Source organism: Streptomyces sp. NPDC058457, assembly GCF_042720695.1.
In the GTDB taxonomy this organism is placed as follows: Bacteria; Actinomycetota; Actinomycetes; order Streptomycetales; family Streptomycetaceae; genus Streptomyces.
Window position 1 is genome coordinate 14557 of record NZ_JBHXLU010000036.1, and the last position, 23758, is coordinate 38314.

14 protein-coding genes are annotated in these 23758 nt (G+C 71.6%); 8 read left to right on the forward strand and 6 right to left on the reverse strand.

The annotated features are described in order from the left end of the window. The first annotated feature begins 9 nt into the window (after positions 1-9). The 6 genes from ACFWPS_RS26480 (at position 10) to ACFWPS_RS26505 (ending at position 12498) form a co-directional block, all read left to right on the forward strand. Positions 10-7107, forward strand: a complete 7098-nt coding sequence (locus ACFWPS_RS26480; RefSeq protein ID WP_383708704.1) for an amino acid adenylation domain-containing protein — start codon at positions 10-12, stop codon at positions 7105-7107. Further along, the gene (locus ACFWPS_RS26485) at positions 7104-8393 is read left to right on the forward strand and encodes an MFS transporter (RefSeq protein WP_383708706.1); all 1290 of its coding nucleotides are present in this window, start codon (positions 7104-7106) and stop codon (positions 8391-8393) included. The genes ACFWPS_RS26480 and ACFWPS_RS26485 overlap by 4 nt, the downstream gene beginning before the upstream one ends. 6 nt (positions 8394-8399) lie before the next feature. Further along, a complete protein-coding gene (gene ddaH / locus ACFWPS_RS26490) occupies positions 8400-9242 on the forward strand; it encodes a dimethylargininase (RefSeq protein ID WP_383708708.1) in 843 nt (280 codons plus the stop codon). A 126-nt stretch (positions 9243-9368) separates the two neighbouring features. Next, the gene (locus ACFWPS_RS26495; RefSeq protein WP_383708710.1) at positions 9369-10295 is read left to right on the forward strand and encodes a hypothetical protein; all 927 of its coding nucleotides are present in this window, start codon (positions 9369-9371) and stop codon (positions 10293-10295) included. 152 nt (positions 10296-10447) lie between these two features. Then, positions 10448-11176, forward strand: coding sequence for a FadR/GntR family transcriptional regulator (locus ACFWPS_RS26500; protein WP_383708712.1), 729 nt, complete (start codon positions 10448-10450; stop codon positions 11174-11176). A gap of 167 nt (positions 11177-11343) precedes the next feature. After that, positions 11344-12498, forward strand: a complete 1155-nt coding sequence (locus ACFWPS_RS26505; protein ID WP_383708714.1) for a DUF3103 family protein — start codon at positions 11344-11346, stop codon at positions 12496-12498. A gap of 112 nt (positions 12499-12610) precedes the next feature. Here the strand turns inward: ACFWPS_RS26505 and ACFWPS_RS26510 are convergent, their stop codons facing one another. After that, positions 12611-14098 (reverse strand): FGGY-family carbohydrate kinase, encoded by a 1488-nt coding sequence (locus tag ACFWPS_RS26510; protein ID WP_383708716.1) that lies wholly within the window; start codon positions 14096-14098, stop codon positions 12611-12613. 302 nt (positions 14099-14400) lie between these two features. On the opposite strand from ACFWPS_RS26510, the gene ACFWPS_RS26515 reads away from it, so the two are divergent. Continuing rightward, entirely contained in the window at positions 14401-17154 is a 2754-nt protein-coding gene (locus ACFWPS_RS26515; protein ID WP_383708718.1) for a lectin, read from the forward strand. Between the two features lie 198 nt (positions 17155-17352). On the opposite strand, the gene ACFWPS_RS26520 is transcribed toward ACFWPS_RS26515, so the two are convergent. The 3 genes from ACFWPS_RS26520 to ACFWPS_RS26530 form a co-directional block, all read right to left on the reverse strand. Further along, positions 17353-17949 (reverse strand): histidine phosphatase family protein, encoded by a 597-nt coding sequence (locus ACFWPS_RS26520; RefSeq protein ID WP_383708720.1) that lies wholly within the window; start codon positions 17947-17949, stop codon positions 17353-17355. Between the two features lie 190 nt (positions 17950-18139). Continuing rightward, the gene (locus ACFWPS_RS26525; protein WP_383708722.1) at positions 18140-19252 is read right to left on the reverse strand and encodes a sensor histidine kinase; all 1113 of its coding nucleotides are present in this window, start codon (positions 19250-19252) and stop codon (positions 18140-18142) included. After that, positions 19249-19917, reverse strand: a complete 669-nt coding sequence (locus tag ACFWPS_RS26530; RefSeq protein WP_383708724.1) for a response regulator — start codon at positions 19915-19917, stop codon at positions 19249-19251. The genes ACFWPS_RS26525 and ACFWPS_RS26530 overlap by 4 nt, the downstream gene beginning before the upstream one ends. Positions 19918-20177: 260 nt before the next feature. Here ACFWPS_RS26530 and ACFWPS_RS26535 point away from each other — a divergent pair, with 260 nt between their 5' ends. Then, positions 20178-21230 carry a serine hydrolase domain-containing protein gene (locus ACFWPS_RS26535; RefSeq protein ID WP_383708726.1) on the forward strand — a complete coding sequence of 351 codons (1053 nt, stop codon included), beginning with the start codon at positions 20178-20180 and terminating at the stop codon, positions 21228-21230. A gap of 66 nt (positions 21231-21296) precedes the next feature. Here the strand turns inward: ACFWPS_RS26535 and mgrA are convergent, their stop codons facing one another. Together mgrA and ACFWPS_RS26545 are read right to left on the reverse strand one after the other, a co-directional pair. Then, positions 21297-22340, reverse strand: coding sequence for an L-glyceraldehyde 3-phosphate reductase (gene mgrA / locus ACFWPS_RS26540; protein WP_383708728.1), 1044 nt, complete (start codon positions 22338-22340; stop codon positions 21297-21299). Between the two features lie 366 nt (positions 22341-22706). Then, a complete protein-coding gene (locus ACFWPS_RS26545; protein WP_383708730.1) occupies positions 22707-23651 on the reverse strand; it encodes a cupin domain-containing protein in 945 nt (314 codons plus the stop codon). Between the last annotated feature and the right edge of the window lie 107 nt (positions 23652-23758).

The following is a 23758-nucleotide window of genomic DNA, read 5'->3' on the forward strand; positions in this document are numbered from 1 at the left end:
GACAGATCCGTGATCCCGGTTTCCTTCGCGCAGCAGCGTCTGTGGCTGACCGACCAGATCGAAGGGCCTGGCCCGCTCTACAACCTGCCGTTCGCGGTCCGCCTGCGCGGCGCACCGGACCCGGCGGCCCTGCGCGCCGCGGTCGTGGACGTCATCACCCGGCACGAGGCGCTGCGCACGGTCTTCCCGGCCGTGGCCGGCGTCCCCGTGCAACAGGTGGTGCCCGCCGGGCAGGCGGCGGCGGATCTCTCCTTCACGGTCGTCGACTGCACGGCCGACCCCGACGGCTATCCCGCGCGGCGCGACGCGGCGTCGGCCGAACCCTTCGACCTGCGCGGGGAACTCCCCGTCCGTATATGGGTGTTCGTCCTCGCGCCCGACGAGTACGTGCTGCTGACCGTGCTGCACCACATCGCCGGCGACGGCTGGTCGAAGGGGCCGTTCCTGCGCGACCTGGCCACCGCCCACACGGCCAGGCGCGCGGGCCGGGCCCCCGACTGGGAGCCGCTGCCCGTCCAGTACGCCGACTACGCCCTCTGGCAGCGCGAGTTGCTCGGCAGCGACAGCGACCCGGACAGCCTGATGGCACGTCAACTCGACTACTGGCGGGACAAGCTGACCGGTCTCCCCGAGGAACTGACCCTGCCCACCGACCGGCCCCGCCCCCGCGCCCTGGGCGGCGCCGCCGACGCGCTGCCCCTCAGCTTCGACGCGGACCTGCACGCCGGACTGCTGGAGTTGGCGCGCACCCACCGGGTGACCCCGTTCATGGTGCTCCAGGCGGCCCTGGCCGCGCTGATCTCCCGGCTGGGCGGCGGCACCGACGTGCCGGTCGGCTCGGTCGTGGCGGGCCGCTCGGAGGAGGCCCTCGACGACCTGGTCGGCTTCTTCGTCAACACACTGGTGCTGCGCACCGACGTCTCCGGCGACCCCTCCTTCACCGAACTCCTCGCCCGGGTCCGGGAGACCCACCTGGAGGCCCACGCCCACCAGGACGTCCCCTTCGAACGGCTGGTGGAGGAACTCAACCCGGTCCGCTCGACGGCCCGCCACCCCCTGTTCCAGGTGATGGCCGTCCTCCAGAACAACGAGAACGCCGCCCTCGGCCAAGCAGGCCCGGACAGCCTTGACTTCACGCCCGAACCGCTGGGGATCAGGGTCGCGAAGTTCGACCTCAACATCGGAATGGAGGAGAACCACACCCCGGACGGCACCCCGGCCGGGATCACCGGCTCCATCGAGTTCGCGGCCGACCTGTTCGACCCCGGGACGGTCGCGGCGTTCGCCGCCCGCTGGGAACGGCTGCTCAGGGCGGCCACCGCCGACCCGGACGCACCGGTCGGCCGACACGACCTGCTGGGCGAGGAGGAACGGGCCCGGATCCTGGGGGAGTGGAACGACACCGCACGCCCGGTGCCGGGCGACGGCACCCTGACGGAGGCGTTCACCCGGCAGGTCGCGCGCACCCCGCACGCCGTCGCCGTGGTGTCGGACGAAGTCACCTACACCTACGCGCAGTTGCAGACCCGCGCACAGAGCCTCGCGGCCCGGCTCACCGCGCTGGACGTGGGCCCCGAGACGCCCGTGGCGATGCTGCTGGAGCGCTCGGCCGAGGTCGTGGTCGCCACACTGGCGATCGTGCTGGCGGGCGGGGCGTACGTGCCGTTGCACGCCTCCCAGCCGGCGGACCGGCTGGAGCGGGTGCTGGCCCAGGCCGGGGCTCCGGTGCTGCTGACGGACCGCGACGACCTCGGCTTCGTCCCGGACGCCCTGGTGATGCGGCCCGAGGGCGACCCCGTGCCCGGATTCGAATCACCGGCGGCCCACCCCGACCAACTCGCGTACGTGATGTACACCTCCGGCTCCACCGGGCAGCCCAAGGGTGTCGCGGTCCGCCACCGCGACGTCGTCGCCCTCGCCACCGACCACCGCTGGCACGGCGGGAACCACCGCCGCGTCCTGCTGCACTCACCGCACGCCTTCGACGCCGCCACCTACGAACTGTGGGCGCCCCTGCTGTCCGGCGGCACCGTCGTCGTCGCCCCGCCCGGCCACCTCGACCCCGCCGTCCTGCGCGACACGATCGAACGCCACGCGGTGACGGCGGCCTGGCTCACCAAGGGCCTGTTCGACGTCGTCGCCGAGGAGAGCCCGCACTCCCTCGCCGGCCTGCGCGCCGTCACCACAGGCGGCGACGCGGCCGCCCCGGCCCTGCTGCGACGGGTCCTCGACGCCTGCCCCGGCCTGGTCCTGGGCAACGGGTACGGCCCGACCGAGACCACCACCTTCGCCACGTTCCGCCGGATATCCGAGGAGGACCTCCGCAGAACCCGGGTGCCGATCGGCACCCCTCTCGACAACATGCGCGCCTACGTCCTGGACGGCGGCCTGCGCCCGGTGCCGCCGGGCGTCCACGGCGAGCTGTACGTGGCCGGAGCCGGCCTCGCCCGCGGCTACGCGGACCGACCCGCCCTGACCGCCGAACGCTTCGTGGCCTGCCCCTTCGAGCCGGGCGAGCGGATGTACCGCACCGGCGACCTGGTACGCCACCGCGCGGACGGCACCATCGAGTTCCTCGGCCGCACCGACCACCAGGTCAAGATCCGCGGCTTCCGCATCGAACCCGGCGAGATCGAGGCCGTACTCGCCCGGCACGAGGGCGTCGGCCAGGTCGCCGTGGTGGTCCGCGAGGACGACGGCGAGAAGCGGCTGGTGGCCTACTGCACCCCCGCGGGCGAACGGCAGGACCTGGCAAGCGGGTTGCACCGGTACGCCGTCGACTCCCTGCCGGGCTACATGGTGCCGCTCGTGATGGTCCTCGACCGGCTTCCGCAGACCGCCAACGACAAACTGGACCGTGCCGCCCTGCCCGCCCCCGAACTGGGCGGACCGGCCGGCGGACGCGCCCCTCGCACGCCCCACGAGGAGATCCTGTGCGGCCTGTTCGCCGAACTCCTGGGCCTCGCCTCGGTGGGCGTCGACGACGACTTCTTCGCCCTCGGCGGCCACTCCCTGACGGCCACCCGCCTGGTCAGCCGCATCCGCACGGTCCTGGGAGCCGAGATCCCGCTGGCCGAAATGTTCCAGGCACCGACGCCCGCAGGCCTCGCCGACCGTCTCCCCGACGGCACCAAGGGAACCAAGGGCACCACATGCACCCCGGCCCGCCCGGTACCCCGGCCGGCCGAACGGCCGGAGCGACTTCCGCTCTCCTTCGCCCAACAACGGCTCTGGTTCATCGGCCAGGCCGAGGGCCCCAGCGCCACCTACAACGTCTCCCTCGCCCTGCGGTTGCGCGGCACCCTGGACGCCACGGCTCTGGAGGCCGCCCTGCGAGACGTCGTCGGCCGCCACGAGGCCCTGCGCACCGTCTACCGCACCATCGGCGGCATCCCCTGCCAGCACGTCCTCGACGAGCCGCCCGCCGGGCTGCTGACCGTCGCGGACATACCCGTCGCCGTCGCCGCGGGCCATGTCTTCGACCTCGCCACGGACGTCCCCGTGCACGCCCACCTGATCCCCGGCGGACCCGGCGAACAGATCCTCGTCCTGGTCGTCCACCACATCGCCGCCGACGGGGCCTCCCTGCGCCCGCTGTTCGACGACCTCACCACCGCCTACCGGGCCCGCCGCGCGGGCACCGTCCCCAACTGGCGGCCGCTGCCGCTGCAGTACGCGGACTACGCGCTCTGGCAGCGGGAACTGCTCGGCACAGACCAAGACCCCGACAGCCTCCTGACCCGCCAGCTCGCCTACTGGAAGCACGCCCTCGCCGGACTCCCCGACGAACTCGGCCTGCCCACCGACCGGCCCCGCACGGCGGTACCCGGCCACCTCGGCGACACCGTCCGCTTCGAACTCGACCCCGCCCTCCACACCCGTCTCACCGAACTGGCCCGCACACACGGTGCCACCCTGTTCATGGTCCTCCAGGCCGCGTTCGCCACCCTCCTGCACCGCTTCGGCGCCGGTGACGACATCCCCATCGGCACCCCCGTGGCCGGCCGGGCGGACGGCGCCCTGGACGACCTGGTCGGCTTCTTCGCCAACACCCTTGTCCTCCGCACCGACCTGTCGGGCCGTCCGAGCTTCACCGAGCTGCTGACCCGCGTCCGCACCGCCGACCTCGCCGCCTACGCCCACCAGGACGTGCCCTTCGAACGCCTGGTGGAGGAGCTCAACCCGGTCCGCTCCCCGGCCCGCAACCCCCTGTTCCAGGTGATGCTGGCCTACGACAACACCACCGAGGCGGACATCGCCTTCCCCGGGGTGCACGCCGAGCACGAGACCACCGACTTCACGACCTCCCCCTTCGACCTGTGCCTCAACGTCACCGAACGCCACGGTCCCGACGGCGCCACGACCGGACTGGGCGGCGCGCTCGAATACGCCACCGACCTGTTCGACCGCGAGACCGCCGAGCGGCTCACCACCGCCCTCACCGCCGTGCTGAGCCAGATCGCCGAGGACCCCGGCCGTGCCGTCGGAAGCCTGGACGTCCTGACGGCGGACGACCGTACGGCGCTGGAGCGCTGGAACGCCACCGCCCTCCCCGCCTCTGCGGCCCTGCTGCCCGAGCTCTTCGCGGCACAGGCCGCCCGGACCCCCGACGCCATGGCCCTGGTCAGCCGTGACACCTCGCTGACCTACCGGGAACTGGACGCCCGGGCCGACGCCCTGGCCCGGCGGCTGGCCGCCGCCGGTGTCGGACCCGAGGAGGTCGTCGCCCTCGCCCTGGACCGCTCGGCCGACTCGATCGTGGCGCTCCTGGCCGTGCTCAAGGCGGGCGGCGCCTACCTCCCGCTGGACGCCGACTACCCGGCAGACCGCCTCACCCACATGCTCCGCGACACCGCCCCGCTGCTCGCCCTGACCCACGCCGCCTGGCCTCTGCCGGACATCCTCGACGGACTGGCCCAGCTGCCGATCGACGAGCAGGACTCCGTGACCGGCCACCCGGGCCCGGCCGCGCCCCGGGCCGGCGCCCGCAACGCCGCCTACCTCATCTACACCTCCGGCTCGACCGGCCGGCCCAAGGGCGTGGTGATCGAGCACCGGGGCGTCGCCAACCTGTACGCCTTCCACCGGGCCACCACCATCGCGGAGGCAGAACGCGCCCATCCGGGACGGCGGTTCAGGTTCGCACTGACCGCCTCGCTGTCCTTCGACACCTCGTGGGAGGGAATCCTGTGGATGGTGGCCGGGCACGAACTGCACCTGCTCGACGACGACTGCCGACGCGACGCCGCCGCCGTGGTGCGCTACGTGGCCGAGACCGGGATCGACGCCATGGACGTCACCCCCACCTACGCCGAGCAACTCCTCGAGGAGGGGCTGCTGGAGCGGCGCCGGCTCCCGGTCCTGATGCTCGGCGGCGAGGCAGCCGGACCGGCCCTGTGGACCGCCGTGCGCGAGACCCCCGGAGTGACCGGCCACAACCTCTACGGCCCCACCGAGTACAGCGTCGACGCCCTCCACGCCCGGCTGGCCGAACACGAAACCCCGCTGATCGGGTCGCCGTTGACGAACACCCGGGCCCATGTGCTGGACGAGGGTCTGCGTCCGGTTCCGGTCGGTGTGGCAGGCGAGCTGTACCTCGCCGGCGCGGGCATCGCGCGCGGCTATCTGAACCGCCCCGGCCTCAGCGCCGAGCGGTTCGTGGCCGATCCGTTCGCGGCGGGGGAGCGGATGTACCGCACCGGCGACCTGGTGCGCCGCCGCCCGGACGGCGAGGTGGAGTACCTGGGACGCACCGACCACCAGGTCAAGATCCGCGGCTTCCGCATCGAACTGGGCGAGGTGGAGGCGGTGCTGGCCCGCTGCCCCGGAGTGACCCAGGCCGTGGTCGTCGCCCACGAGGGGCGGCTGGCCGGCTATGCGACCGGCGAGGCCGACGGCACCGCCGTACGGGAGTTCGCGGCGGGTGTGCTGCCCGGGTACATGGTCCCGGCGTCGGTCACGGTGCTGGACGCGCTGCCCCTGAACGTCAACGGCAAGCTGGACCGCCCGGCGCTGCCCGCACCGCGCTTCGCGGGAACGGCAGCCGGACGGGCGCCCGCGAGCCCCCGCGAGGAGACCCTGTGCGGCCTGTTCGCCGACGTGCTGGGCCTGGAGTCGGCCTCCGTGGACGACGACTTCTTCGCCCTGGGCGGCCACTCGCTGCTGGCGACCCGGCTGCTGAGCCGGATCCGCGCCGTACTGGGGGAGGACATCGGGATCCGCGCCCTGTTCGAACACCCCACCCCCGCCGGCCTCACCCGCCACCTCGACACCGAGCGCGGACCGCAGGACTCCCTCGGGATCCTGCTGCCGCTGCGGACCGGCGGCACCGCGACCCCCTTGTTCTGCGTCCACCCGGGAGCCGGCATCAGCTGGGTCTACTCCGGCCTGCTGCGCCACATCGACACCGCCCACCCGGTCTACGGCCTCCAGGCCCCCGGCCTGCGGGGCGCCACCCCCGGCAGCGTCGGCGCACTGGCCGCGACCTACCTGCGGCACATCCGGTCCGTCCAGCCCCGGGGCCCCTACCACCTGCTCGGCTGGTCCTTCGGCGCCGTCGTCGCCCACGAGATGGCCGTACGGCTCCAGGCGGACGGCGAAGAGGCCGGGTCCCTGATCCTCCTTGACGGCTACCCGCCGACCCCGGCCCCCGATCGCCGCGACACCGCGGGCCCAGAGGAACGGCCGGACCCGCTCGCGGCGCTACTGGCCTCACTCGGCTACGCCACCGACGGCCAGGCGGCCGGCGAGGACAGCGAGGGAGGCGAGGACGGCCATGGCGGCGATGGGGGTGTACCGGAGGCCCTGCGGGCCATGCTCGGCGACGCCGCCGACGTCCTGCCCCGGGTCTTCGCCGACCACGACAGGCTGCTGGCCGCACACGTGCCCGGTGTCTACCGGGGCGATGCCCTGTTCATCGGCGCCGCGCTCGACAAACCCGCCGACTGGCCGTACGAGAGCGCCTGGCGGCCGTACGTCACCGGCCTGATCGAACACGATCTGCTCGCCTGCGAGCACGGCGCGATGACCCGGCCCGGTCCGATCGCCCTGATCGCGGAAGCGGTCGCCAAGAGACTCCGCACCGCACAGCCGGGAGAACACCGATGAGCCGCGCGTACGCCGATCCCGCCGCACCCGGGCGGGAGGACGAGCGGCCCGCCCGCGGCCGCCTGGGCCTGTGGGCCGAACGGAACTTCCGCAGGCTGTGGCTCGGTGAGACCGCCAGCGGCCTGGGCACCGCGGTCGGCCATGTGTCCCTGTCCCTGGTGGCGGTGGTCACGCTGCACGCCTCCCCGTTCATGATGGGCGTGCTGACCGCGGCGGCCTGGACACCGTGGCTGCTCATCGGTCTCCCGGCCGGCGCCTGGGTGGACCGCTGGCCCCGCCGCCGCACCATGCTGGTCTGCGACCTGGCGCTGATGCTCCTGTTCGGCAGTGTTCCCGCGGCCGCCTGGCTGGGCGTGCTCACCCTCACCCAGGTCGTGCTCGTCGCCCTGCTCTCCGGCGCGGCGAAGGTGTTCTTCAGCACCGCCTACACGGCGCTGCTGCCCGCCCTCGTGACCGACGACGACATGCTGGAGGCCAACGCCAAGCTGCACGGCGCCGAATCGGCGGCGGACGTCGCGGGACCCGGCGTGGCGGGCCTGGTCACCCAGGCCTTCGGCGCGGTCACCGGGGTCTTCCTCGACGCGGTGACCTACCTGGTCTCCGCGCTCTGCCTCGGCGGGATCGGCGTACGCGAGAATCCACCGGAGCCGTCCCAGCGCAGGGCGCTCCGGCGGGAGATCGCCGAGGGCGTCCGGTTCGTGGCCCGCGACCCGTACCTGCGGACGCTGGCGGGCTTCGGTGCCCTCGCCAACCTGGCCCTCAACGGCATCCAGGCCGTACAGACCGTCTTTCTCGTACGGGACGTCGGCCTCCAACCGGGCGCCGTCGGCACCGTGTTCGCGGTGGTGAGCGTCGGCGGCCTCGCCGGGGCGGCCGTCGCCGGCCGGATCGCCCGGTGGTTCGGCACCGCCCGCGGACTGCTGGTGTGCATGCTGGTCGTGGCGCCCTTCATCTTCCTGCTGCCCTTCGCGGGACGGCAGTTGCCGCTCATGGTGAGCGCCCTCGCCTGGGGTGTCGCGGTGTGCGGCGTGGTCGCGGGCAACGTCATCGTCGCCGGGTTCTACCAGACGTACTGTCCCTCCCACCTGCTCGGCCGGGTCCGGGCGAGCGCGTCGACCGTCAACTACGGGGCGATCCCCGTCGGCGCCCTGCTCGGCGGCTGGCTGGGCGGCGCCGTGGGCAGCAGACCCACCATCTGGATCATGTCCGCCGTGCTGCTGACCGCCGCCCTCGTCCTTCTCGCGAGCCCCCTTCGCACCCTCCGCAACCTTCCCCGGATGTCGTAAGGACTGATGACCGCCATGGAACTCCGCACCCAGCGTTCCGCCCGCCCCCGGCACTACCTGATGTGCCGCCCGACCCACTTCGAGGTCACGTACTCGATCAACCCGTGGATGGACCCCGCCAAGCCGGTGGACACCGAACTCGCCGTCACCCAGTGGGAACAGCTCGTCGCCCTGCACCGCGAGCTCGGCCACCACGTCGAGTTCATCGACCCGCTGCCCGGCTACCCGGACATGGTGTACGCGGCGAACGGCGCCACCGTGGTGGACGGCAGGGTCCTCGGGGCCAGGTTCCGCGACGCCGAGCGGGCGGCCGAGGGACCCGCCTACCTGGCGTGGTTCCGCGAGCGCGGCTACCGGGTGCACGACCCGGTCCACGTCAACGAGGGCGAGGGCGACTTCCTGCTCGCCGGCGGCCGGCTGCTCGCCGGCACGGGCTTCCGCAGCACCCCCGAGAGCCACGCGGAGGCCGAGGAGTTCCTCGGCCGCCCGGTCGTCGGCCTGGAGCTGGTGGACCCGCGCTTCTACCACCTCGACACGGCCCTGACCGTCCTCGACCACGACGAGATCATGTACTACCCGGGCGCCTTCGCCCCGCACAGCCTGGCCGTCCTGCGGAGCCTGTACCCCGACGCGATCCTGGTCGACGAGGCCGACGCCGAGCACTTCGGCCTCAACGCGGTCAGCGACGGCCGCCACGTCATCCTGCCCGAGTCGGCCGCCGGGGTGGCACGGCGCCTGCGCGACCGCGGCTTCGAACCCGTCGGCCTCGACCTGTCCGAACTGCTCAAGGGCGGCGGCAGCGTGAAGTGCTGCACCCTCGAGATCCGCGACCGTCCCGCACTCGACTGACATGCGACGGACACCCAGGTACCGGACAGATGGCGGGATCGAGCGTCCATCCGCTGTAGATCGCCTCCCGGTTTCATCGACCGACGAGGGTCTCCGACGGGGGCGCCCGGAGAGGAACGGCCAGGCATGACGACCGAGGAGTTCACCCACCCCCCCACCGAGGAGGAGGCCCGTGCCGCCTTCGTGTCCCGGGCGGCCGGGCCGGCGGCGGACGCCGGGGAACTGATCGACCGGGCGGCGGCCCTGCTCCCGCCCGCCGTCACCGGTGGCCGGGCGGCCCGGACCGGCGGCGACGAAGAGGACCTGAGCGCGGTGCTGGCCGCGCTGGCGGGACACCTGGCCGGCCGGTCCCGCCTCGGCGCGGTCGCCCCCCGGTCCGCGGTGTGGGGGCTGGACCTGGACACCGGCGTCCTGCTCCGGGTCCCGGCCGGGCGGCTGGCCGTCCCGGCCGGCCGACCGGGGCACCCGCCGATGGGAGTGGCGGCGGGCCTCACCTGGGTGAGCGCCCTGGAGGCCGGCATGACCGCGCACTGCGAGGCCCTGCTGGCCCGGCTCCTCGCCGAGCCCGGGACACGCGTGCCGCGCCTGTGCCTTGCGGGCCTGTGCGACGGCCGCTGTTCCCCCGACGACTGCGCGAAGAGCGCCACAGGCGCGGCACGGCGGCTCTACGCGGCGGGCGAACCCGTCGCCCACGACCTGTCCGGCCTGCTCTCCCTGCCCGGCTGCGCGATCCGGGTGGGCTCCCGCCCGGACACGGTCGTCGCCACCGGCGCCAGCCGCGCCGAGGCCGTCCGCCGCGCCATCGCACGCGCCCTGCGGGCCCTGACCGCCGCCGCGGACCCCGGCCCTCGCACCCTGCCAGCGATCGGCCCGGACCAGGAACTCCCGCCGCCCGGAGCCGGACCGTCCAGCCCCGTCCACTGGTCCCGGCCCCTCGACGCCCTGCGCGCCCAGGGCCTCACCCCGGTAGCGGTACTGCTGGACCAGGACCCCCGCGTCAACGAGGTACTCCCGTACCTCGTGCACGTCGTGCTGCTCGACGGCCCTCGATGACGACGGGAACTCTCCGGTCGCGGACCGTGCACAACTGCCCTGCGCCATCAGGTAATTGACGGCGCGGTCGGGGTACTGCTTCACTGGTCCGGTGGCTGAGCCACTGGACCAGTGAGCCGCCGAACCACCGACCGAAGCCTGGGAGATCCTCCGTGGCCGTCGAGAACATTGCGCGCCGAACCGTGGTCGACCTGCTGGAAGCACGGCTGCGTGACGACATCCTGAGCGGCACGCACCGCCCCGGAACCCTGCTGCCCCCCGAGCGGGAGCTGGCCGCCGGGTACGGAGTCACCCGCACGACTCTGAAGCACGCGCTGACCCGGTTGGAGCAGGCGGGACTGCTGAGCACCCGGCACGGCATCGGCACCCGCATCCTGGACTACCTGCGGATCGGTGGCGCCGACCTGCTTCCGATGCTGGCCGCACAGGACCCCACGTGGCTGCGGGAGGTCTTCGAGGTACGGCGGCACATCGGCACCCTGATCGCCGGCCGCGCGGCCGACCGGCGCACGGAACGGCAGGCCCGGCGGCTGGAGCACCTGCTGCGTCAGGTCGCGGACGGCCCGCACGCCGACGCCGTCCAGCTCGCCGACGTGGAAGTGCACCGCGAACTGGCGCGGGCCACCGGGAACCGGGTCTATCTCCTCCTCACGAACACGCTGTTCAACGCCTACCTTCCGGTACGGGCCTCGCTGCGGGCGCCGTTCGAGGACGCGGCGCGGGCGACGGACCGGCTCGCGCCGGTGGTACGGGCCGTGGTCGACCGGGACGCCGAGGAGGCGCGGCGCGCGGCGGCGACGTATCTGGCCGACACGGAGAAGACCATGCTCGGTTCGCTGAGCAGCCCTCACGGGCGACCGACCCCTGACAGCCCCCGGTAGCCGGGTTTCCCGGCCCCGGCGAGGCCCCGATCAAGCGCGGACGCATGTTCATTCCACGTTTGTCGTCATGTCATGAACAGGACAATGTCGGCCTCGATCCGGGCCCAGCCCCCTATGACGGCCGCCCGTTCACCGTGGGCGCGGCGGCGACCGACAACACGAGGAGCATGGTGAGCAGATCACGCAAGAGACGCGGCGTCCTCATCGGCGTCATGCTGTCCGCGGTCATCGGCGGCACCGTCCAGCCGGCGATCGCCGCGCCGGTACGGGACGCGGGGGACCAGGCCACGCCGTTCCGGAAGTCTCCGGTGCAGTCGACCGAGCAGGAGATCGCGCGGGCGCTGTCCGCCTCGCTGCGCGACCCGCGGTGGCGCGAGCAGGTCCGTGCGGCCGCGCTCGGCACCGAGGACGTGGACCTCCAGGCGCTGGCGGCCAGGACCGCCGCTCCGCAGGGCAGGAACCTGTTCGCCTCCGTCGCAGCCGCGGACCGCCGCATCGCGGGCCTCAAGGGCCTGCCCGCGTCGACCGGGTCGCTGCTGCGCCTCCGGCTGGGCGCGCCGTCCATGCGGTCGCACCTGGACGCCGCAGCCACCCCCTGGATCGCCGTCGCCGCGGCCGACGACGACGCCGAGAACATCACGGCGTACGACAGTCAGGGCCACGCCCACGCCGTCGACACCGCGCGCGTCCCCGACCGCCCGCTGTACATCCTGGACATCGACGTCACCAAGGCCCACCGGGCCGGCCTGAAGGTGCTGCAGAAGGCCCTCGCCGACAAGGGTTTGACCTCCCTCCCGCCGAAGGCCGCGAACAGCGCCGCCGCCGGCGCGGCCGGCTGGTGGGCGACCAAGGTCACGGCCGTCGAGGTGAGCGACGACCAGGAGCCCTGGTTCAAGGGCGCCGCCGAGATGTTCTCGCTGGTGACCGGCTTCGGCCAGGACGGCACGGCACGCGTCGACTCGGTCGACATGCCCTACCTGGACTACGACGGCACCGTCTACTACCCGAACCAGATCCTGGTCAACTGGTCGAACTACAAGTACAACCTGGCCGACGTCGTCATGATGGAGGACGACGACGGCACCAACTACCGTGCGCTGGCGCAGGCGATCACCACGGCGCTGCTCACCGTCACCGACCAGGGCACGTACATCCCGCTGGTGAACGCGGTCCTGAGCGCGATCCCCGACAGCTGGTTCACCGACGACCCCGACTACGTGGAGTCCTGGTACACCCTCGCCCAGAACTCCTCTGGCCGGCTGAACGGTGCCTCGGGCAACGGCTGGATGACCGTCGAGCCCTACTTCGTGGAGGAGTTCTAGACCCCGCACACGAGAGCGGACCGGCCGCCGCACGCCGATGAACGCGCCGGTCCGCGCCGAGGACGCGGCCGTCCGGGCGCACGCCCGGACGGCGCGCAGGGTGTACGTGACGTCACTGGGTACCTTCGTCACCGCCGCTGTTCTGGTCGTGGGCCAGGGCGTGGGTGACCGCGGTGGTGCTCTCGTACAGGATCCGGTACTGGGTGAACCGGCGGTCGTAGACACCCGCGTTGGCGGGATCGGGGCGGACCACCGATTCCGCCGGATTCCAGTCCGTGATGTCCGGTCGGCCGATCAGCCCGGCGGCGAGGAAGGCGGCACCGTAGCTGGCACCGATGGTCGTGCGGGTGACGATCTGTTCGAGACCGGTGACATCGCTGACGATCTGAGGCCACAGCCCGCCCCGGGTACCGCCGCCGACCGCGACGATCCGCCGGATGTCGGCGCCGGCCGCGAGCATCGTCTCGACGTTGTGCCGGACACCGTAGGCGGTGGCCTCCAGTGCCGCCCGCATCAGGTCGCCCCGGGTGTGACCCAGCGTCAGGCCCGCGATCACGCCCCGGGCGTCGGGGTCCATCACCGGTGTGCGTTCTCCGGCGAAGTACGGCAGCATCACCAGGCCGTTTGCACCCGGGGGTGAGGCGGCCGCCTCGTCGAACAGCACGCCGGGGCCGACGCCGCCGAAGAGGTGCCCCAGCCAGTCGGTGACGGCTCCGGAGGTGGCCATGCCGCCTGCCAGGCAACGGGTGCCGGGCAGGGCGCCGACCGTGGACCACATCGACGGGCTGGTCACGAGCCGGTCGACGGTGTTCACGAGGAACATCGTGGTGCCGTACATCAGCATCAGGTCGCCGACGCCGTGTCCGCCGACGCTGACGGCCTCGCTCCAGGCGTCGATCGTCCCCACGATGACCGGTGTCCCGGCCGGGATGCCCGCGACGGGCGTGTTCACCCGGCCGGCCTCCTCGCCCGGCCAGCGCAGCGGGGGGAGTTCGATGCCGGGTGCGATGTGCCCGGCCCATTCGGGGATCCAGCGCTGCTCGTGGATGTCGAACAGCGGGGTGCACTGGCTGGCGGAATGCAGGTCCAGCACATAGGTGCCGGTCAGCCGGTGGGCGAGCCAGGACGCGGGCATGAGGAGGCGGCGGGCGCGTGTCCACGCCTCGGGCTCCCGCTCGCGGATCCAGGCGAGTTTCGGCCCGACGGCCTGGGACGACAGCATCGACCCGCACCTGCGGAAGATGGTGTCCGGCCCCAACTCCCGGTTCAGCCGCGTGATCTGTTCCTCGGCGCGGGTGTCCACGCCGTACAGCACCGCCGGACGCACCGGCTCTCCCGCGTCGTCGACCAGGAGGGTGCACGGGCCCATGCCGCTGACTCCGACGGCCCGGACGGTGATGTCGTCGCGGTCGAGCAGTTCGGCCGCGAGCGAGACGAACTCGTCCCACCACACGCGTGCGTCCGTCTCGACGTGCCCCGGCCGGGGACGGTCGACCACGTGACCGCGTACGGCCTCGCCCAGGATCCGGCCGGCGGTGTCGACCACCACGCCCTTGGTGCTGGAGGTACCAACGTCAACTCCGAAGACGACGTCGATCATGCACTGCCTCCCTATCCGTTGCAGTCGTTGACATGCCCCTGCCTTGTGGCTAGCTTCACGAACAGTTCCCCCCTGTACTCCCCGGGCGCTCACATCTCAGGGCCCCATCCAGGCGTTCGCATCTCAGGCACCTCGTCTCCACGGTTGGACAACGTTGTCAGCCTTTGGTGATCAAGACATCTCGGCACGCCGTTCATCACCCGGGGCCGCGTTCTCGACGCGGAGACAACGTTGTCGGACCTCCATTTCCGAGTAGAGGAGCAAACCCCGTGCTCACACGACTGTCGAGACCTCCCGGAACCATGGCGATCGGTCTCCTCGCCGCCGCGGCGCTGGCCGCGGCCGGGCTGTGCACGCCTGCGTGGGCGGCCGGGAAGGCCGCGCTCGTCACCTCGCCGGCGACGCTCGTCAATCCGTTCATCGGGACGTCGAACCAGGCAGACGACTTCCCGGGTGTCGACGTCCCGTTCGGCATGGTGCAGTGGAGCCCGGACACGCCGTCGCGTCCGGACGGCGGGGGCTACGAGTACAACGACTCGTCGATCACCGGTTTCAGCCTGACCCACATCGCCGGTCCCGGCTGTGGCGCGGCCGGTGACGTACCGGTGCTGCCCACGGTGGGAGCCGTGAACACCGGCGCCACCGACACGTTCTCGCATGCCGACGAGTCGGCGTCCGCCGGGTCGTACAAGGTCACGCTCGACAACCAGGTGACCACCGAGCTGACCACCACGACACGCAGCGGCATGGCCCGCTTCACCTTCCCGTCCACCAGTCAGGCCAACCTGATCTTCAAGTTGACGGGCAGTCAGAACGGCGCCAGCTCAACCCAGTTCACCAAGGTGTCGAACACGGAGGTGAGCGGGCAGGTCACCAGCGGCCACTTCTGCGGCGCGGGAAACACGTACACCGTGTACTTCGACATGGTCTTCGACCAGCCGTTCGCCTCGCAGGGCAGCTCGCTCGCCAAGACGTCGACCACCACTCCCACCGCGCCGGTCGAGGCGTCGAAGAACGCCGCAGAGAAGCCCAACCAGCCGGTACTGCACGGCAGGACCCCAGGCACCACGCACCCGAAGTCGACGAAGTCCACCAAGGACAGCGTTTCCCCCGACGCCGCCGCCTCGAACGGCTACGTCACCTTCAACACCACGAGCAACCCGGTCGTGCAGGCCAAGGTCGGCATCTCCTACGTGTCGGTCGCGAACGCGGTCGCCAACCGGACCGCGGAGAACACCGGTTGGGACTTCAACGCGACGCGCACCGCCGCACAGAACGCGTGGAACAGCACGCTCGGCAAGGTGCAGATCGCCGGCGGGACGGCCGCGCAGCAGCAGACCTTCTACACCGCGCTCTACCACTCGCTGCTGCACCCGAACGTGATCAGCGACGCCAACGGCCAGTACTACGGCTTCGACGGCAGGACGCACACCGTGGACGCCGGCCACAGTGCGGTGTACGCGAACTACTCCGGCTGGGACATCTACCGCTCACAGGCCCAGCTCGAAGCCCTCGTAGCCCCCCAAGTCGCCTCGGACACCGCGCAGTCGATGGTCGACGACTACGCGCAGACCGGAGTCTTCCCCAAGTGGTCGGAGAACAACGGCGAGTCGTACGTCATGGTCGGTGACCCGGCCGACGCCATCATCGCCGACTACTACGCCTTCGGCGCCCGGAACTTCGACACCACGACCGCCCTGGCCGACATGGTCAAGCAGGCGAGCACCACCAACAACGACCGTCCCGGACTCGGCTACCTGAACTCGCCGGGATACATGCCGCACGACGGCAGCTACGGCTGCTGCAACTTCTACGGCCCCGTGGCCACCACCCTGGAGTACGACACGGCCGACTTCGCGATCTCCGCGATGGCCGGAGCGCTCGGCGACACCACCGACCAGAAGACCTACGCCAACCGCGCGCAGGACTGGCGCAACGTGCTCAACCCGGCCTCCGGCTTCGTGGAACCCCGCAACGCCGGCGGCTCGTGGACCGGAGGCTTCGACCCCACCAGCGGCACGGACATGGTCGAGGCCGACTCGTGGATCTACACCGGAATGGTCCCCTTCGACATCGGCGGCCTGGCCCACGCCAAGGGCGGCAACACCGCGATGAACCACTACCTGGACACCGTGCTGCGCAGCTACACCGGCGCCGGCGGCTACGCCTGGGTCGGCAACGAGCCGAGCATCGAGCTCCCGTGGGAGTACGACTACACGGGCCAGCCCTACCGGACGCAGGGCACGGTGCGTGCGATCCAGGACCAGATCTGGTCGAACACCCCCGGCGGCCTGGCCGACGGCAACGACGATCTCGGCGCGATGAGTGCCTGGTACGTGTGGTCGGCGCTCGGCATGTTCCCCGAGACGCCCGGCACCTCCGACCTCGCCCTGGGATCACCGCTGTTCACGCAAGCCGTGATCACCCTCCCCTCGGGCGGGTCACTGACGGTCAACGGCAACGGCGCGGCCGACAACGCCCCCTACGTCCAGTCCGCGGCGTGGAACGGCACGGCGTGGAACAACGCCTACGCTCCCACCACGGCGATCACGTCCGGCGGCACCCTGGACTTCACGTTGGGCACCAGCGCCAACACGTCATGGGCGACCGCGGCCACCGCGGCACCACCCTCCTACGCCGGGGACACCACCGCACCGGCCTCACCACGGATCGGCCCGCTCACCTCGGCGGTGGCCTCGAACCTGTGTGCGGACGACGCCTCCTCCAACACCTCCGACGGCACCCACGTCCAGATCTGGGGTTGCAACAGCACCTACGCCCAGGACTGGATCATCGCCGGTGACGCAACGATCCGGGCCCTGGGCAAGTGTCTGGACGCCGATCACAGCGGGACCACCAACGGCACGCTGATCCAGCTGTGGACCTGCAACGGCACCGGCGCCCAGCAGTGGACCGCCGGCACCAGCGGGTCGCTGGTCAACCCCGAGTCGGGGCTGTGCCTGGACGACCCCAACTCCTCGACGGCGAACGGCACCCAGCTTCAGCTGTACACCTGCAACGGCACGGCGGCCCAGAACTGGAAACTGCCGGGCTGACCCCGTCGGCGTAGGAGCTGACAGCCCCGCTGGTACGCCTCGGTGTGGCGCGTTCCCGTGGGTCCGGAGCGATTGGGCCGGGACACACGGGACACACGGGAACGCGCGCAGGCGCACGGCCCCCAGCCGCCGAAAACCGGACTGCGGAGGTGGAACGCCCTTCGGCGCTGGCCCCGCCCCTGGCCTCGAATGCGCTGGTCAGACCCTGGAGAGAAGCCGGCGCCGGGGCTCCTGGGGTGAGACGCCGCCGAACTGCACGTCCCAGCGGCCGCCTCGCCAGGTGAGGAAGACCGCGCACAGGGGTGGCACGGCGAGATGCCAGAAAGCTCTTGCCGGTACGGCCAGCGCATCGATGAGCACGGCCCGGACGACGGCTGCCTCGGTGATGGCCACCGCGTGGTCCGTGTGCGGCACCACGCTGCTCAGCCAGTCCGCCGACCGGCGGCACAGCTGTCGTACGGACTCTCCGTCGTGCGGTGTGGCGTCCGGATCCGTGAGCCAGGCGGTGAACCCGTCGGGGTCGGTCGCGGCGACTTCGCCGACAGTGCGACCGCACCACCTGCCCACGTTGAGATCGCGCAGCATGGGCTCGGACGATGCCACGAGACCGATGGCGTCAGCGGTCTCCGAGCAACGGATCGAAGGCGCCCGGACGGCCGGCTCGCGGGGAGAGAGCACTGCTCTCGCAGCGCCTGCCATGTGGATGCTGTCCTCGCTCAGATGGGCGTCGCCGAGGAGCGGATCCAGAGTGGGGTCACCGCCGGGCGCGCACAGGAGCGTCAGGCCGATCGACATGGGACCCACCTCTTTCCTGGCCGGGCGTGGCTTCGGACGGTGCGGACGGCTGTCGGCACGTCGTGCCTCACGTGTTCCACAGTCGGTGCAGGCCCCCCTGCGGCACCATCCGCCAGGTGTCCGAAACCACCCCGCCGACCGGCCGGCCGGCCCACCCCTGCGGCCAGGCCCGGCCGGAACCAGGCACGGGTCACCCGTTCGGCTCATGGGGCAGTTCGAGCCGGAGCTCGTAGCCACCCTGATCCGTGGGGCCGGATGTGACGGTACCGCCGAGGAGCTCCGCCCGCTGGGCCAGACCCGCCAGGCCGTGGTGGGCACTGGGCAGGGCGAGCGCGCTTCGGGTGGGGGCGGTGTTGGTGACCGTGGTGCGCAGAACACCCTCCCTGAGCCCGATACGGACGGTCACGGCGGCGCCGGGGGCGTGTTTGCGGACGTTGGTCAGCGCTTCCTGGACGGTCCGGTACACGGCCCGCTGCACCGTGGGCGGAAGCTCCTCGGGCACATCGGTCTCCAGCTTGGCCTCGATGCCGCCGGCGTCCAGCAGGTGCTCCAGGTCGGCGAGCGAAGGCTGCGGGGTGAGCTCTGTGGGCCTGCTGCCGGAGGCCCGCAGCACGCCGACCATGTGCCGCAGCTCCTCCAGGGTCTGCACGCTCAGGCGGCGGATCGTGGCCGCGGCCTGTCTCGTCTCGGCGTCCCGGCCGCCCACCTGGAGCGCACCGGCCTGTACGGCGATGAGACTGACCTGGTGGGAGACCACGTCGTGCATCTCCCGGGCAAGCTGGGCACGCTCCTTCGCCAGCACGCTCTGAGCGGTCAGCAGCCGTTCCTGCCTGCGGGCCTCGGAGATGTCGGCGAGCCGCAGCGAGAGCTCGCGCCGGGCCTGGACGAGCTGGCCCAGGAAAACGGGAGCGGCAGCGGTGGCCAGCGTGTAGCTGAGGTGGAACAGGCTGTTCGTCTGCGACAGCTCGGTGGCGTCGAGGGACGACCACGGCCAGGGCAGGAAGTCGATGATCGCGTAGAGCAGCGCGCAGCCGCCCAACAGGAAACGGTGGCGGTTGAGGGAGGACAGTGTGTACAGCGCCGCCGTGGGCGCGACCACCGCATCGGTGACCAGGCCGGTGGGGAGCGTGAGGACGAAGGTGGTCAGGGGCAGCCGGTGACGCAGCACCAGGGCGAGGGCACCGAGCAACGCGCAGGCAGTGGTCGGCCGGTCCTCGATGTCGACGTGAGCCCATGCGTCCGCCAGCGCGATCCCGACGAGCCCGATGTCCATGAGCACGGCCCGCGGCTGTCGCCGGGTCATCGGACACCCTCGTCCTGTGCGTGAGAGAGCAGGCCCGCGCGCTCGGCGATCAGAACCGCCTGGACACGGCTGCTCACCTGCAGTTTGCCGAGCACGTTGGTGACATGCCCCTTGATGGTGCCGGTGCTCAGATGCAGCCGTTCGCCGATCTCGTTGTTGGCGAGTCCTTCGGCCATCAGGACCAGCACCGCCCGCTCGCGCCCGGTGAGGCGAGCGGTCAGGCGGACGGCGGTGGGCTCACGGATGCTGTTGTCGAGGTAGCCGCCCACCACCAGCCGGGTGACCTTGGACGACAGCACGGTCCCTTCCTCGGCCAGGCTGCGCACCAGGTAGGGAAGCTGCTCGGGATCGGTGTCCTTGAGCAGGAAACCCGCGGCGCCCGAACGCAGGGCGGTCGCCACGTACTCGTCGGTGTCGAACGTGGTGAGCATGGCGACCACCGGGGCCTTCGGCATACGGCGGATTTCGGCCAGGACCGTCAGCCCGTCCACGTCCGGCATCCGGATGTCGAGCAGGACGACGTCGGGGCACAGCTCCCGCACCGCCCGCACGGCCTGGCCACCGGGTACCGCCGCGACGACTTCGATGTCGTCCGCCGCTTCGAGGATGTGCGTGAAACCCGTACGGATCAAAGCTTCGTCGTCGACCACCAGTACCCGGATCATGTGCGCTCCGCTCCTCGCATGCCCGGGTCGATGCCTACCCCCGCGGCAGCGGGCCTCCGGGCGACCGGTTCGCAGAACCCGCCGGTTGGCGGCGCGACCTCAGCCGGTCGGCGGGCGGTGCCCGCGCGCCGACCCGGCGGCAGGCGCGCAACCTCGGTGAACAGCACGGCCCGCTCGTCGTGGCGCAGCCGGGACCTCCCCGCTCGCCTCACTACGCTGAGCGACGGGAGACCACACGGCCCAGGACAGATCGGGAGACCATGGCCCTCGACCTCGACATCGACCGTATCCGCCATGCCGTCGGCGAAGGCGCCCGCGACAAGGTCTACCCGGGTGCCGTCTGGGCCGTCGGTGACCGCTCCGGAAACATGACCTTCGGCACCCAGGGGGTCCCGGATCCCGACCAGCCCGACGACCCGATGCGGCACGACACCGTCTTCGACGTCGAAGGCCTCACGGAGATCCTCGCGGTGTGGTCGTCCATCGGATCCCTCGTCGAAGCCGGCAAGCTGCACCTCGACGAGCAGCTGGGTGACTTCTGGTCCGAGGTGCGCGACCACCCGCTGGGCCGGGTGAGCACACGCCACCTGCTCACCCATACGGCAGGCGTCCCGCTCGGGACCGGCCCGACGAACCTGTACGACACCGAGCCGGGGGACATGCGCGACGGGGTCCTCCACGAGGCCCTGCGCCGCCCGCCCGGGACGGCCGTGGAGTACTCCGACCGCGCCGCCCTGGTCCTCGGCTATCTCGCCGAAGAACTCTCCGGCCAGAGCCTCGACGTCCTCGCGGCGACCGGAGTGTGGCAACCCCTCGGCATGACACGCACCCGCTACGGCCCCTTGCCCGGCGAAGCGACCGCCCGGTGCGCGCCGACCGAACTCGACGACAGCACCGGGACTCGCCTCAGGGGCACCGCCCACGGATGGCCGGCGCGCCTGCTCGGCGGAGTCTGCGGCACCTCAGGAGTGTTCTCCGTCCTCCCCGACCTCGCGGCCTTCCTCCGCCACCTGCTCCAGCCGGGACAGAACGGCAGCCGGCCGGGCTTCGGCACCGCCTGGATCAAGGAGTCACTGCGCACCCAGACCGGCGAACTCGCCCCCGCCGGCGGACTGTTGTGGCGCCCGGCCTCGGGAGCGACCCCCGGGACCGACGGCATCTGGGAGCACTACGGCTCCTTCGCGGCAAGCGCATGGCTGTCCCCCAAGCAGGGCCGCTGGGCGGTCCTGCTCACCAACACGGGTTACTACACCAGGGACTACGGATCCCTCATCCGCGTCCGCAACGCGTTCCGCTCGCTTGCCTTCGCCTGACCGCGCGCCGACGAGGCCCGGCACGGCCACCCTGAGACCAGTCCCGTGGTCGTCGCAGGTGTGGCCTCAGTTCATTTTTCCGGTGCGGGCGTCGTGCCACAGGTCGACGCCGCCGTCGACAGCGTACGTGTCGATTTCGGTCAGCTCCTCGGTGGTGAACTCCAGGTTCTCCAGCGCGGCGACGTTCTGCACGAGCTGTTCGGTACGTGACGCGCCGATGACCAGTGAGGTGACCCGCTTGTCACGCAGTGCCCAGGCGAGTGCCATCTGCGCGAGGGTCTGCCCACGGCGCTGGGCGATGGCGTTGAGCGCGCGGAGCCTGTTCACCATGTCGTCCGACAGCCAGTTGGTGTCGAACGACGTCCCGGCCGCGGCCCGCGAGCCCTCCGGGATGCCGTCGAGGTAGCGCCCGGTGAGCAGGCCCTGCGCGAGCGCCGTGAACCCGATGACGCCGAAGCCCTCTTCCTGCGCCGCGTCGAGCAGCCCGTCCGTCTCGATCCAGCGGTTCACCATGCTGTACGACGGCTGGTGAATGAGGAGAGGCGTCCCCAGTTCCCGCAGGATCGCGGCGGCCTGCCGGGTGCGCTCGGCGTCGTAGGAGGAGATTCCGACATACAGGGCCTTGCCCTGGCGGACGGCGGTGTCCAGCGCGCCCATCGTCTCCTCCAGGGGCGTGCTCGCGTCGAGGCGGTGGGAGTAGAAGATGTCGACGTAGTCGAGGCCGGTGCGCTGCAGGGACTGGTCGAGGGAGGCCAGCAGGTACTTGCGGGAGCCGCCGCCCTGGCCGTAGGGGCCGGGCCACATGTCCCAGCCGGCCTTCGTGGAGACGACCAGCTCGTCCCGGTACGGCGCGAGGTCCTGCTTCAGCAGCCGCCCGAAGTTGAGTTCCGCGGAGCCGTAGGGCGGGCCGTAGTTGTTGGCCAGGTCGTGGTGGGTGATTCCGAGGTCGAAGGCGCGCAGCGCGATGTCCCGCTGGCTCTCGAACGACCGGTCGTCACCGAAGTTGTGCCAGTAGCCCAGGGACAGGACGGGCAGGTCGAGGCCCGAACGCCCGGTGCGCCGGTAGCGCATCGTGCCGTTGTACCGCTCGGGGTCCGCGACGTGGTTCATGAGGGTCTCCGCAGGCGACAGTGGGTTTCATACCGTTCGGGGGGCGAACGTGCCTACTGTGCCCTGGCTCGATTTCCGAGTCCAACAGCTCACGCACATCGCATTCATCGGTGTCACTTCTCAAAGGGGGCCTCGCGGAGCAGGCCGTGGCCGCTGCCGGGTGGACCAGGTGGGAAGGGCCGGTCAGCACAGTGTGTCGGTGTTCTCGCGTTCGGCTGCGCGGGTTGCTGTTCTTCGCGGGCAGTGGGATCAGCGCTGTCTGCTCGTCGTCCGTGGGGTTCCCTCTGCTGGGCATGACTGGAAGAGCGACTCGGCTGGTCGAGGAGAGGCTGCCTTGCTGGGGGGTCCTGCCGGTTGTCTCGGGTGTCAGTGGGGTCGGGTGTTGTGTGGTTGGGGTTGGGCGTTGTGTGCTGATTCTTGTTGTCGCCAGGTGGTGGGGGGTTGGTTGTGGTGGCGGCGGAAGGCGGTTGTGAAGGCGTAGGGGGAGGTGTAGCCCACGCTGTGGGCGATGTCTGCGATGCCGAGTTCGCCGGTGCGCAGATGGTCGCGTGCGAGGGTCATGCGCCAGTCGGTGAGGTACTGCATGGGGGTTTGGTCGAGCGCCTCGTGGAAGGTGCGTGCGAAGGCGGCCCGGGACAGGCGGCTGATCGCTGCGAGTTCGGGGACGGTCCAGGGGTGGCTTGGGTTTTCGTGGATGGCCTGCAGCGCGGGGCTCAGGCGGGGGTCGGTGGATGCGTGGTACCAGCGGGGTGCGTTCGGGTTGTGGCGGAAGTCGTTGCGGATGGCGAGTACGAGGAGGACGTCGAGGAGCCGGTCGAGGACGGTGGGCTGGCCGGGTTCGGGGTGGGCGAGCTCGTGGGAGAGCAGGGCGATCACGTCCCTCAGCGGGTCGCCGACGGCTGCTTGCAGGGTCAGGACCTGGGGGAGGGCTGTGAGCAGCCCGTTTCCGATGTCGCCGGAGAACCGGTAGGCGCCGCAGAGGAACACGGTCGCTGCGGGGCTGTCCGGCTCCCCGTCGGTGGCGTGCCGGGCCCTGAACTCGTCCGGTTCGAGGCAGTCGGTGCCGGGCTCGTGGCCGATGTAGTGGTCGGTGCCGCCGCGTACGAGGGTCACCTCCCCAGGCACGAGTTCCACCGTGCGTCCCGGGCCGTCGGCACCGAACCACAGCCATCCCCGGCCCCGGACGACGGTGTGCAGGGACAGCTGGATCGTGCCGGCCAGCCGCAGACCCCACGGGGGCTCGGCGACCGTACGGGCGAACACCGCGCCGCCGGCACGGGCCCGCGCGAGGTGATCACGCAGTAGGTCCATGTGGCCAGTATCAGCAGGGCGACCGCTGCGGGCAATGATCAGAGCGTTTGACGTAAAAGAACGAGTGAATCACACATTGATCCGCTCCGATGGCCTCGCTCACGATG